The 13,019-nt window shown below is 47.1% G+C and carries 12 protein-coding genes; all 12 read left to right on the plus strand.

The features are described 5' to 3' along the window. The first annotated feature begins 21 nt into the window (after window positions 1–21). The 12 genes from H0O21_RS10330 (at window position 22) to H0O21_RS10385 (ending at window position 13,019) form a co-directional block, all read left to right on the plus strand. Window positions 22–246, plus strand: coding sequence for a ferredoxin family protein (locus tag H0O21_RS10330; RefSeq protein ID WP_131455309.1), 225 nt, complete (start codon window positions 22–24; stop codon window positions 244–246). Between the two features lie 82 nt (window positions 247–328). Then, on the plus strand, window positions 329–2,233 hold the full coding sequence (gene htpG / locus H0O21_RS10335; RefSeq protein WP_185189617.1) for a molecular chaperone HtpG: 1,905 nt from the start codon (window positions 329–331) through the stop codon (window positions 2,231–2,233). A 64-nt stretch (window positions 2,234–2,297) separates the two neighbouring features. Continuing rightward, complete coding sequence (gene rpmB / locus H0O21_RS10340; RefSeq protein WP_131455311.1) at window positions 2,298–2,534, plus strand: 50S ribosomal protein L28; 237 nt, start codon at window positions 2,298–2,300, stop codon at window positions 2,532–2,534. Between the two features lie 35 nt (window positions 2,535–2,569). Then, entirely contained in the window at window positions 2,570–3,136 is a 567-nt protein-coding gene (locus H0O21_RS10345) for a peroxiredoxin (RefSeq protein WP_185189618.1), read from the plus strand. Window positions 3,137–3,216: 80 nt separating this feature from the next. Further along, a complete protein-coding gene (gene ggpS / locus H0O21_RS10350; RefSeq protein WP_185189619.1) occupies window positions 3,217–4,698 on the plus strand; it encodes a glucosylglycerol-phosphate synthase in 1,482 nt (493 codons plus the stop codon). 17 nt (window positions 4,699–4,715) lie between these two features. After that, complete coding sequence (locus H0O21_RS10355) at window positions 4,716–5,987, plus strand: ABC transporter substrate-binding protein (protein WP_185189620.1); 1,272 nt, start codon at window positions 4,716–4,718, stop codon at window positions 5,985–5,987. Further along, complete coding sequence (locus H0O21_RS10360) at window positions 5,984–6,853, plus strand: carbohydrate ABC transporter permease (protein WP_185189621.1); 870 nt, start codon at window positions 5,984–5,986, stop codon at window positions 6,851–6,853. The genes H0O21_RS10355 and H0O21_RS10360 overlap by 4 nt, the downstream gene beginning before the upstream one ends. Further along, a complete protein-coding gene (locus tag H0O21_RS10365; RefSeq protein ID WP_185189622.1) occupies window positions 6,850–7,668 on the plus strand; it encodes a carbohydrate ABC transporter permease in 819 nt (272 codons plus the stop codon). Before H0O21_RS10360 ends, H0O21_RS10365 begins: the two co-directional genes overlap by 4 nt. Next, the gene (locus tag H0O21_RS10370) at window positions 7,665–8,636 is read left to right on the plus strand and encodes an ABC transporter ATP-binding protein (protein ID WP_185189623.1); all 972 of its coding nucleotides are present in this window, start codon (window positions 7,665–7,667) and stop codon (window positions 8,634–8,636) included. Before H0O21_RS10365 ends, H0O21_RS10370 begins: the two co-directional genes overlap by 4 nt. A gap of 24 nt (window positions 8,637–8,660) precedes the next feature. Next, entirely contained in the window at window positions 8,661–10,544 is a 1,884-nt protein-coding gene (locus H0O21_RS10375; RefSeq protein WP_185189624.1) for an NAD-binding protein, read from the plus strand. A 239-nt stretch (window positions 10,545–10,783) separates the two neighbouring features. Next, window positions 10,784–11,920, plus strand: a complete 1,137-nt coding sequence (gene corA / locus H0O21_RS10380) for a magnesium/cobalt transporter CorA (protein ID WP_185189625.1) — start codon at window positions 10,784–10,786, stop codon at window positions 11,918–11,920. A gap of 61 nt (window positions 11,921–11,981) precedes the next feature. Next, complete coding sequence (locus H0O21_RS10385) at window positions 11,982–13,019, plus strand: PstS family phosphate ABC transporter substrate-binding protein (RefSeq protein ID WP_255440988.1); 1,038 nt, start codon at window positions 11,982–11,984, stop codon at window positions 13,017–13,019.

A 13,019-nucleotide genomic window follows, 5' to 3' on the forward strand; every position in this document is an offset into this window, starting at 1 on the left:
TCCGACTGCTCGTTCAAACGCATGGCTCATACGATCGTCACTGATGTCTGCGAGGGCATTGCAGATTGCGTTGACGCCTGCCCTGTCGCTTGTATACAACCCGGCAAGGGGCGCAACCGTAAAGGCACAGAGTTTTACTGGATTGATTTTGACACCTGCATTGATTGCGGGATCTGCCTTCAGGTGTGTCCAGTTGAGGGTGCGATTCTTGCCGAGGAACGAGCCGACCTCCAGAAGCGACCCTAGGACGTACGGAAACCTCGCCAACCACTGGCTTGAACCGCGTAACTCGCAAGTAATACCATAAGCAAGTTCGCTATTAAATGTGATGCTGGAACAAGGCCAGATCCAGATCCACACTGAAAATATATTTCCAATCATCAAAAAGGCTGTCTATTCCGGCCATGAAGTATTTCTCAGAGAACTCGTAAGCAATGCTGCCGATGCCATCAACAAGCGGAGGATGGCTTCGATGGCGGGTGATTGCAGCGAGGGCCCAGACGGACTGATAAAGCTGACAATCGACCGTGAGAAGAAAGCAGTTACTTTTAGCGATAATGGAATTGGCATGACTTCTGATGAAGTCAAGCGTTATATCAATCAGGTAGCCTTTTCAAGCGCCGAGGATTTTCTTGAAAAATACAAACAAGAACAAGATGCGATTATTGGACACTTTGGCTTGGGCTTCTATTCCAGCTTCATGGTTGCACGTGAAGTAGAACTGGTTACCAAGTCAGCACGACCTGATAGCCAAGCGGTTCGCTGGACCTGTGACGGTTCGCCCAGTTTCACGTTGTCAGAGGCGGAACGAAGCGAACCTGGAACCGACGTCATCCTCCACTTGCTTGAGGACGAGCTTGAGTATCTAGAACCAGCAAGACTTCGTACACTCATCCAGCAGTATTGCGATTTCATGCCAGTCGCAGTAGAACTGGAAGGAGAATCAATTAACAAGCAAAAGGCTCCATGGCGTCAGAGCCCTAGAGAACTTAATGACGAAGATTACATCGAGTTATATCGTTACCTTTACCCTTTCCAGGGCGACCCTTTGCTTTGGGTTCACCTCAACACCGATTACCCATACTCACTCCAAGGCATTCTCTATTTCCCCAAAATCAGTGGTCGAGCCGATTGGGAGAATGGAGAGATTAAGCTCTATTGCAACCAAGTGTTTGTCAGCGATTCGATCAAGGAAATTGTCCCTCGATACCTGCTACCACTTAGGGGTGTCATTGATTCTCCCGATATCCCATTAAATGTAAGTCGGAGTGCTCTTCAAACAGATCGGAGAGTTCGGTCCATTGGCAATTTCGTCGCCAAGAAGATTGCTGACCGACTGAAGGCACTGATGAAGGATGATCCCAGTAAGTATGCACAGGCATGGGATTCACTCGCACCCTTCATCAAAATCGGAGCTATGGAGGATGAAAAATTTGCGGACCAGGTTGAATCGATTGTCATCTTTGGTACAAGCCATCATCAAACCTCAGAGGGCAATGCCCCCGTCATGCAATCGGACTCCGGTCGAGAGCTCACGACACTGGAGGCTTATTGCTCTCGACAAAAAGAAGGAAGCGAATCAAAACGCATCCTTTATTGCAGTGATGAAATTGCCCAATCAGCTGCCCTTAATCTCTGGACAGAGCAAGGAGCTGAGGTGCTGTTTGCGGATAGCATCATCGACAGCCAATTCATCCCATGGCTTGAGGCAAGGCATCAAGAGTTGAAGTTCCAGCGAGTGGACTCAGAACTCGATGAGTCGCTCCGTGACGAATCAAAGGAACTTGCCGATCAAAATGGAGAAACACAAAGTGAGTCATTGAGAGCGTTAATGAAGGAGGCGCTGTCCAATGACAAAGTCACCATTCAAGTGCAGGGTCTCAGGGGTGGTCTGGATGCACCTGCCGCCCTGATTTTGCTCCCTGAGCAAATGCGCAGGCTGAACGACATCGGGGCGCTCATGGACCAACGCCTACCAGGGTTACCAGAGCACCACGTGCTTGTGGTCAATCGCAATCACCCCTTGGTGAAAGGCCTGCAAAAGCTGGAGGCGGGGGCTGTGCTGACCTCGTCCAGCGCGGAATCTCCAAGCAAGGTCCTTGCAAGGGATCTGGCCACATACCTCTACGACATGGCGAAGCTCAGCGTCGGAGGCCTCGATCCTCAGGACCTCCACGGTCTTCAGCGACGAAGCACGAAACTGTTGGCAGCACTGATGGAGAGGGGGGGCTGAGCCCCTGCTTTGCTAGAATCCTGGTTTGGTCCTAACGGACCGCAGATCAATAGAGGATTCGACCATGTCTCGGGTGTGCCAACTCACCGGAACACGCGCCAACAACGGCATGGCGGTGAGCCACTCTCACATCCGCACCAAGAAACTGCAGCAGGCCAATCTGCAGCAGCGTCGGCTTTGGTGGGCGGAGGGCAAGCGCTGGGTCAACCTGCGTATCACGACACGCGCTCTTAAAACGATTCAGAAGAAAGGTCTTGGCGCTTATGCCAAGTCACTTGGTATTGATCTCAGCAAGATCTGATTGCTCCTAGGGTCAAGCAGTCAGGTCCAGACCCAATGAACTTCAACCGTCGTCAGCTCCTCCGACTACTAGTTGTCGGTGGAGCTTTTTTTTGCCGTGGAAGGTCTGCTCAAGCCCTTGGTGGAACAATGCCTGCCATTGGCAGCGTTGCGCCAATGTTTGACCTGGAAGGAACCGACCGAACCAATCCTGATCAAAAACGTTGGTCTCTAAATGACTTTCAGGGACGCTGGCTCGTTCTCTACTTTTATCCAAGAGATTTCACATCAGGATGCACGATTGAGGCGCATGGCTTTCAAAGTCTCGTCAACGAATTTGATCAAGCGGGGGCCAGCATCGTTGCCATCAGTGCGGATAATTTGGAAGAGCATGAATCCTTCTGCACCAGTGAAGGTCTTGACTTTCCCTTGCTGTCAGATCCAGACGGAGCTGTGAGCCGACGCTATGGGTCATGGATGCCGCCATACTCGATGCGCCATACATTCCTCATCGACCCAGAAGGAGTGCTCTCGGAGAGCTGGACAGGTGTTCGCCCCGTCGGACACGCACGTGAGGTGCTCAGAACACTTCAGACCGCATGCCAACAAAATCGACGAGTTTGACAAGCAGAGCAAATTAGGGAAAGGTAGAAGAAGGCCTACATAGGCTGTCCTCTCAAGGGCAGCCTCGGAGATGGATTTTCATGGCGAGCAAAAAGGGCACAAGTTCATTCATCCTTCTGTATCACCGAACTCCCTTCGATGCGGTTGTTGATTCAGAAGGAAGAATTCAATGGGCTGACCAAAAAAGTCCTAATGGCATAATACCTACACTGAGAAATTTATTCTTGAGCAATCTCGACGGAACATGGATTGCCTGGAGAGAAGTAAATGAAGAAAATGATGATTCGGTCCAACGAACACTGATGTCAAATCCAGCACCATTTGTGCTCAAGAGAATCCCTCTAAATAGCAAACAAATCAATAGCTTTTATCACGTTACCTCAAAGGAATCTTTCTGGCCAATCCTTCATACGTTCCCCACTTACTTCGATGTCAATAATGCAGACTGGGGAATTTTTGAAACTGTGAATCAACGATTTGCCAATGCGGCCTGCGAAGAGGCGGCTGAAGGTGCAATTGTCTGGGTCCATGACTACAACCTTTGGCTCGCTCCTGGAATGATTCGAGAGCAGCGTCCAGATCTGAAGATTGCATTTTTTCATCATACTCCTTTTCCAAGCAATGACGTGTTCTCTATCTTGCCTTGGCGCGACCAAATTCTCAAAAGCCTTTTATGCTGCGATGTTGTCGGGTTTCATATACCGAGATATACAGAAAATTTTGCACGTGCAGCAAGCTGCCTCATTGGTGCCAAGAAAGGGCCAAAAGTACCTGTAGGTGCAAGATTTCTTGAATCAGGAACGGCTTTGAGCGAACCATCTGAAACGCAGGTGCTGGAATATAACGGTCGAACAATTAGATTATTATCTTCACCTGTAGGAACATCGCCAGACTTAATTCAGGAGCTTGTTCATGAAGAAGAGATCAAAAAATTATCTCAACAGATTGAAGAAGATACACGTAAGGGTAGAAAGCTAATTTTGTCAGCTAGCCGAGTTGACTACACAAAAGGGAATGAAGAACTCTTGCTATCATTCGAACGATTACTTGAGCGTCGGCCAGAACTTCATGGACGGGTCGTTTTGATGTTGGCGTGTGTTTCAGCAGCAAGCGGCATGAAAATCTATGAGGACACGCAGAGATCAATTGAAGAGATGGCAGGGAGGATCAATGGACGCTTTAGCCTGATCGATTGGGTGCCAGTAAGATTCTCTACAAGAAGAATACCTTATAGAGAGATGATTGCTTGGTTTACTCGGTCGGACATTTGCTGGATCACTCCATTACGAGATGGTCTTAATCTCGTAGCAAAAGAATATGCAGCTGCAAGAAAAGGGCAAGATGGCGTTCTTGTCCTCTCAGAGTTTACTGGGGCATCTGTAGTACTCGATGGTGCTGTGCTAACCAATCCTTACTCACATAGAAAAATGGATGAAGCCATTGATATTGCCCTTTCCATGCCACCAGAAGAGCAGATCTTGAGGATGGAAAAAATGACGTCTGCGGTGGAAAGTTTTACGGTTTCAGACTGGGCTGAGGAACAGCTCGGAGCCATGAGCTAGGTGAATCAATGAGGTTCATGCAACTTCGTCGCGCCACCACGACGCTGCTAATTGTCTTGCTCGTCGTCATGACATGGTTGGGTCTAAAGACTGCTCTTGCGAGCCAGACAGTGGATGTAAAGGTACTAATGCCGGCTCCATTCGCTGATGCGACGAAACCCCTGGTGGATCAGTTTAACCAAGAACATCATGGTCATGTTCGTCTTTCCGTGGTCAAAGGACCGCTTGAGACAGAGGCAATCTCCGACCTTGCTATCAGCAGTTTGTTGCTTGGAAATCCACCATTCGATGCTTTATTAATGGATGTGACATGGGTCCCCAAATATGCCAAGGCTGGATGGTTGCAGCCATTGGACCAGTGGTTTGAAAAAGCGGAGTTTGAGCAGCTGGCCAAAGGAGTTCAACCAGGGAATGAATTCGAAGGCCAAATCGTCCGCTGGCCATTTGTCGCAAGTATGGGGCTTCTCTACTGGAGAACAGACCTTATGGATGCACCACCACGGACCCCAGATGAGTTAGTCAAGATCAGTAAGCAATTACAATCAGACCAAAAGGTACCGTGGGGGTACGTTTGGCAAGGACGACAATATGAAGGATTGAGCTGTGTCTTTCTGGAAATGATTCATGGCTTTGGAGGGATTTGGTATGACCCATCCACAGGCACTATTGGACTGGATCAAAAACCAGGTCTTGCTGCTGCCAATTGGTTAACTAACCTGATCAAAGACGGCATTAGCCCACGAGCTGTCGCAAATTTTACTGAGGCAGAATCGTTGCAGAGTTTCAAAATGGGGGAATCAGCATTCATGAGGAACTGGCCGTACGCGTGGGCTGAATTACAAAAGGAAGATAGTTCCGTGAAGGGGAAGGTGGCGGTGACGACGATGGTCGCAACTAGTGAAGAAAATTCTGCAGCCACTCTAGGAAGCTGGGGATTGTCGATTTTGAATGGCACAAAGCATGCGGATGAAACAGCAACAGCCATTCGCTTTCTAACATCACAGTCAGCACAGCGGACCTTAGCCATGTCTCATGGATATACCCCCACATCCACCGAACTGTTTAATGATCCTGAGTTATTGACTATTAATCCAATACTCCCTGAATTATCAATTGCACTGAATCATGCAATTGCACGTCCAGAGACTCCCCTCTACGCACAGATAAGCGATGCTTTACAACGCAACCTGAACAGCGCCTTAACCGGTGAATCCCCCTCAAATCAAAGCATGCAGGAGACAGAAATATCTACCGAATATATCATTAAATCAGCAGGAGGGCGCAGATGATCTATCTTTTATTGCCAGCATTTATTCTCTTACTACTAGTTTATGGAGCCCCAATGCTCCATTATTTATGGATGAGTTTTCACGCCAACTCTGTTTTAACTGGCTTGATGCCTGAATTTAATGGTGGTGCTAATTGGGTACGTATCGTTTCAGATGGTCGTTTCTGGCAGGACGCAATACAAACAGGTCGGTTTGCCGTTGTCTCGGTCGGTGTTGAATTCATATTGGCGGTTGCAATTGCTATTTTGCTCGATCAGCGTTGGCGAGGTCGAGGCACTGTTCGTGCTGTGACGCTGATCCCCTGGGCGTTGCCTACGACTGTGATGGCACTTGGCTGGCGTTGGATCTTTAACTCACCGTATGGACCATTAAATCAGTTGACCGATCTTGTTGGTATTGAAACTCTGAATATCCTTTCCAATCCTTCGATTAGCTGGATCGCAACAGTTATTGGAGATGTTTGGAAAACAACTCCCTTCATGGCCTTGATCCTGTTAGCAGGTTTGCAATCTATTCCAAAGGATCTCTATGAAGCCTTTAAGTTAGAAGGAGGAGGCAATTGGTTGTGTTTACGCGACGTCACATTGCCGCTATTGCAGCCGTATATAGCAATTGCATTGATTTTTCGATTAGCGCAGGCATTTGGGGTTTTTGATCTTATTCAAGTGATGACTGGTGGTGGCCCCGCAAGCAGCACGGAGAGTCTTTCTTTATATGCCTATTTAAATGCCATGCGGTTCCTGGACTTTGGATACAGTGCCACACTTGTTGTGGCTAGTTTCGTCCTCCTTACCTTGGTTTGCGCCACTGTCTGGATCATCGCTGGCCGATGGCAACAGATCAATCAAAAATTCGGTAGATCATGAATCGACTCAGAAGTCTGTGGATCGCAATACTCTTAGCCTGGTCTCTTGGACCACTGGTATGGCAGCTTTACACATCGTTCAGTAGTGACCAAGCACTATTAGAGCCATTGACTAGTCTGGATAATCGATGGACATTGTCGCATTACCGATCTATTTTAAATAGTGAACCACCATTCTGGAAATACTTAGTAAACAGTCTGATTGTCTCAGTATTCAGCACACTACTCACACTAGTTTTGGCTTTTCCTGCAGCTTACGCCATCACTAGATTGGGAAAGAAAATAGCTCGTACCTTGTCAGCTGGACTTGTCCTTGCTGCACTCTTCCCATTTGTACTTTTATTTTTGGCGCTTCTTGAATTTGCGAGAACATTCAATCTTGGTAATCATCTGCTGGCCTTATGTTTGCCTTATGCAGCGCTATCACAACCATTGGCCATCCTGATTCTTGCCGCAGCAATACGTGATCTTCCCACTGAACTCGAAGACGCGGCAAGACTTGAAGGCTTTTCCTTGTGGCAGCGTGTACGTTGGATTCTTCTTCCAATTTTGGGCCCAGCAATTACAAGCACAGGCATTTTGGTGTTTCTCTTCTGTTGGAACGAATATCCAATTGCACTAACCTGGATAAGTGATTCAGAGCTCTTGACTTTACCTGTAGCGATTGCACGTATTGCCGGTTCATCCGTGTACTCAGTCCCCTATGGTGCCTATGCTGCAGCAACAGTACTTGCAGCCATACCTCTAATGATTCTTGTCATCATCTTTCAAAAATCAATTGTCAGTGGTCTGACTTCAGGTGCAGTAAAATCATGACCTTGACTTTAACTAACGTCAGCTTCAAGATTGGTGATCAAGACATCCTACGTGATTTAAGTTTTACTGTTAAGCCAGGGGAATGCCTAGCACTTGTAGGCCCCAGTGGTTGCGGCAAAAGTACAACACTACGGTTAATTGCTGGTCTAGACCGACCAACATCCGGTTCCATTTACCTAGGTCAAGATAATGTCACAGATATTGCTCCAGACAAGAGACGAGTTGGAATGGTATTTCAGAGTTATGCTCTTTACCCACACTTGTCAGTGGCAGGAAATCTGGAATTGGGATTACGGATCAGAGGGATTACAAAATCACTTCGTATTCGAAAGGTACAGGAGGTTTTGCAAAGGGTTCAACTGAGTGATCGAGCATCCTTACGTCCGACTCAACTCTCGGGGGGACAACGACAACGCGTTGCTTTGGCTCGCGCCCTTCTTCGTGATCCTAAGGTTTATCTACTCGATGAACCAATGAGTAATCTTGACGCACAGCTGCGCGAAGAACTACGACCTGAACTCAAGCATTTGATCTTGAAAGAGCAAAAACCAGTGGTTTATGTAACGCATGATCAACACGAAGCCATGGCTATGGCAGATCAAATCGCAGTTCTTAGAGATGGGCGGCTTGAGCAACTGGCATCCCCGACAATGCTTTATCAGAAACCTGAAAGTCTTTTTGTTGCTCGTTTTATTGGTCGACCACAAATCAATTTGATCCCCAAGGATGATGGCACAACGATCGGTATACGTCCGGAATGCCTTCGGCTTGATTCTGTTGGTATCCCCTGTCGGCTTATAGAAAGGGAATGGCTAGGTTCACATCAACTCTGGCTGCTCGACTCACAACATGGACATCTCCGCATCACACTTCCAGCTGACGCTGAGCCAAATGAGACACTTCATGTCAGCTGGAATACAAACGAGCAACATTGTTTCAATACTGATACGGGCAAACGCCGTAGCTAGTTTGAGCTTGACGATGGTTTCACCATGCAAGCACCAGTTAGCGAACCTCTGGTGATCTGCGGGATGGGTTCTCTGGGCCAGTTGTGCCTCGAGAGGCTCCGTCCATTTGATGTTGATCTGATCTGTGTTGATTGCAAGCACCCAGCCTGGAGATCAGAAGAGTTAAAGGCCCAATATGAGGATCAGCTAATCCTCGGGGATATGCGTCTGTCATCAACGCTCAAACGAGCACAGGTTGGCCGTGCTCGAAGCGTGCTTTTACTGAGTTCAGACAGCACGATCAATCTCGAGGCAGCTCTGCATGTCAGAATTCTGAACACAAAGGCAATCATCGTTGTCCGATCTTCGAGCCAACAGGAATCACTCAATGACCTACTTGAAGCCAGAATTCCAAATCTGAGAGTTGTCGATCCACTCTTGCTCAGTGCAAGTGCAATTGCCCAGTCACTGAGACCTGAGCAAGTTCCAGCTACATTTACTGTTTTCAAGCAACGAATCACACTTCAGCATCATGATACACCTGTCGATTTTTCTTCGAAGTACTTATCACGAGTATTAAAGCTGGGTATCAGTACGGATGAAGATCTAAATGATCAACTAGTGCTCACTCTTAACCATCAAACAAATGTCTATGGCCGAGGTAAAGCTACGAGATCGATGAGACAGGTTATCCGAAGATTATCTGTCATTATTCTCGACTTTGGCCGATATTTAAACCATAGGGTCAAGAATATTCAATCATGGGACCTGCTTATCATAACCGCTCTAATACTTCTCATTTCTGGAATACCTTATTTTTCCAATGGCCATAGCATTCAATCTGGATTTTTGATCACCCTGGCACTGTTAAAAGGAGAGTTTGTCGATCCAGTCAATGTGTTGATTGAGCATTCTGGCCAAGGCATTACTTCCTTGTCACCATTTGCACTCATTCTTGCTGTAACCTATGCGAACCTAGGCACAATTCTAACTGCTGCAATTGTCGCCCTTATTCTCGATCAATTGCTCAGTAGAAGGCTGGGTCTCAGTCCGCGCCGTCGACTCAGCACTGGTTCGAGAAGTGTGATCTTGCTTGATGGAGGATCGCTTGCAGACTTGGTGAGTTCACAGCTTACAGCTGTGGGAATCGAGGTGCTAAGACTTTCCAGCCAGGATGATAGTCCAAATCTATCGACTAGCCAACTTCAACGATGGACTCGACATACACAATTTGTTGGTGCAGGATTGCTCTCAACAGATCTTCTGAAGAATTTACGTCTAGCCCTTGAATGGCAAATGGTTTTCACCTCAAGCAGAGTTGCAATTATTACGAAGGATCTTGATGCTGGAGAGAGCCTTGAAGACCTACTGGGAGGTATCAGCTTTATTTCTACACTTGATCTTGCGGCTGACGCGTTTGTTGCAACTGCCTTTGGTGAACAAGTTGAGGAGGTGAGACGAATTAATGGACGCACAGTTTTGCTCGTAAGGTATCGTATTGACGAGCATGACACATTAGTTGGTTCAACCATTTCGCGTATTCAAGAGGGTTTTGGCGTTACAGCTCTCGCATTACGTCGAAGCCATGATCGGCATGCCAAGATCTTTCCCTCACTTGAGTCAAGGCTCATTCAGGATTCAGAGCTTTTCGTTTTGGCTGATTTGCAGGGGCTGCGTCGCATTGAACTTAATCAATGCGATCCACCTCGCTGGCGACTGAAGTATCAGGTTCAGTGTCGATCTGCTCAAAGTTTCGATACGCAACAGGTCTTGGCACGACATCTGGGAATGGCACCAGGTCAATTCGCCGCATCAATGGATGGACTCTGGCATTACACCCCCACGATTGATCGAGACTTAGCGAAGCAACTTCAACATGAACTTCAGCGAATGGCTGTGCGCACTGAGCTCATCGAGACAAAGGGTTGACCCTGTGTTGCTCGCAACATCAGATCGAACCTCAATCGACTGAAATGGAATCAAGCATGGATGACCACCTTGATCTGGATACTCTGGAATTCGCGGTCTGATGTCCTGCTCTGCATCATGCTGCAGACAACCTTCCTTCTTGGAGGTGTTCTTATCCGATCCGTCAGTGCATCCGATGGATTGCCAACCAATGCTGCCCCCACTCTCCACACCCAGACTCATGATCGTTGATTGATCTCATGACTGAACAAACATCAAGAAGTAGTGGCTATCTCGACAGTATCCCTGAACCGATTCCCCTTAGTGAACGACCAGGTGAGTGGCCAACTCAGTTATTTGTCCATGGTGGTCGGGCTCCAGTGAGCTGCCGAGTTTTGTTGATTGAACAGGAAACAACCCAATGGATTAACGTTAATGATAGAGGTGTCCTACAGCAGCTTAAAGTGCTGAACGAACCCCTATGGATTCAGATACGTGGATTGGCAGATCCAGAATTAATCAAATCCTACCTTGATGTTCTAGATATTGAACCAGAATTTTGGCCATTGTTGCTAACAGCGCCGCAACAAGCACGTATTGATTCATTTCCCTCCGCTGTTCTAGGAGTCCTCCATCAGTTCTCTTTGGCATCCAACCCCTCACATCTTATTAGTGAGCAGTTCACGATTCTTTTAGCCCACGGTTTTCTGATTACAATTCAGGAGAATCCTTTGCTTGAATTCCGTGAACTTGAGCATTGGATTCACTCTCTCAAGTCAACAGAAGATTATCTTGATCTTGATAATTTATTCCATTATTTAATCGACGAGATTCTGGACACGCATTTGCCGATGCTTGAAAGCGTACGATCTTATCTTGATGAATTGGAGGAAGCCGCATTATTGAGACCAAAGCCCTCGGTTCTTAAGCGTGCATTCACACTGAGACGAAATCTTCGCAAGGCAAGAAGACAGTTGTGGCCCTTAAGAGATCATTTAATCTATCTTCTACGTAAAAGTCATCGACTACTTGGACCTGTTGCTCGACAAGGCCTCCATGACATGGCTGACCATGTCAATATTTTACTAGAGATCGGCGATCGAATTCTCCATCAGGCCGACGCCGTTAATGATGCTTACATGGCAAGCACTGGCAATCGCATGAATCAAATCATGAAGACACTGACAATTGTCAGCACAATATTCGCTCCATTAACGTTCATCGCTGGAATCTATGGGATGAATTTTGAAAATATGCCAGAATTGAAATGGTCTTTTGGATATGCATACTCTCTTATTTTGATGAGTGGTATAGCTGCTTTCCAGGCTTATTTCCTTTGGCGCCGGGGATGGTTCCAAGACTGGACAGGCGGCCCTGACAGTCGATCTGATCGATAACGTCTACTTAACCCCAGGCCTTCGTGGCGAGGCCAGAATAAGGTTGACACACATGGCAGTAATGGCCATCAACTCGAGAACCATCCCGCTCACTCTGCTCAGCGGCTGCTCGTTCGCTCTTTGTCTCTCTGCCTGGCCTTCCTCCGCGTCAGAGGTCATCGCGATTAAAGGGTCTAGCACCGTGTATCCAATTACGGCCCGTGCAATTAAACAATTTCAGCAAACTTCTCAGGGTCGCTCCGTTCAGTTTTCTCTGAAGGAAACAGGCTCATCAGCTGGATTTCGTGAGTTCTGTTATGGCAAGATCCCAGTAGCTAATGCATCTCGACCAATCTCCAAAAAAGAGATTAGTGCCTGCACCTCAAACAATATTCGGTTTATCGAGCTACCGATTGCTTTCGATGCAATTACTATAGCTGTGAATAAAAACAATAATTGGGTCACCTCAATCACCACGAAAGAGCTGCAACGCCTTTGGAATAGGAAGGCATCTGGATCTGTGACCCGCTGGAATCAAGTTAATCACGACTTTCCTGACCGACCCATCAAGCTCTGTGGACCAGGCAAGGATTCCGGCACCTATGATATTTTCAATAAGGCCATTAATGGTTCATTAAAAAACTCCCGTTCGGACTACACCGCTAGCGAGAACGATAATGTGTTAGTGGATTGCGTTATCAATAATCAGAATGCGCTTGCTTATTTTGGTTTTGGCTACTTTAAGAAAAACAGTTCAAAGCTGAGGGCATTGAAGGTCGTAAGCCCCAACGGTAATCCCGTGGCCCCTTCAATTGCAAATGTACAAAAGGAGCTTTACCAACCTCTGTCGCGCCCTCTCTTTTTGTACGTTAACGATCGAATGCTCAACAATGACAAGAGTCTTAGAAACTTTGTAGCCTTTTATCTTCGCCGTGCTGAATCATTAGTGAAGGAAGCGAATTACATCCCTCTGCCCTCGCGAACCTATCGTCTTGTCGAATCAAAGTTGTATCGTCACATTCTAGGGAGTTCTTTTTCTGGGACAATTCCCGTTGGCCTGACTATTGGTCAGGTGCTTGAGCAAAGCTTTGATCAACACAAGAAACCTGCTTATCGTTAA

The organism is Synechococcus sp. HK01-R (genome assembly GCF_014217855.1).
Lineage (GTDB): Bacteria > Cyanobacteriota > Cyanobacteriia > PCC-6307 > Cyanobiaceae > Synechococcus_C.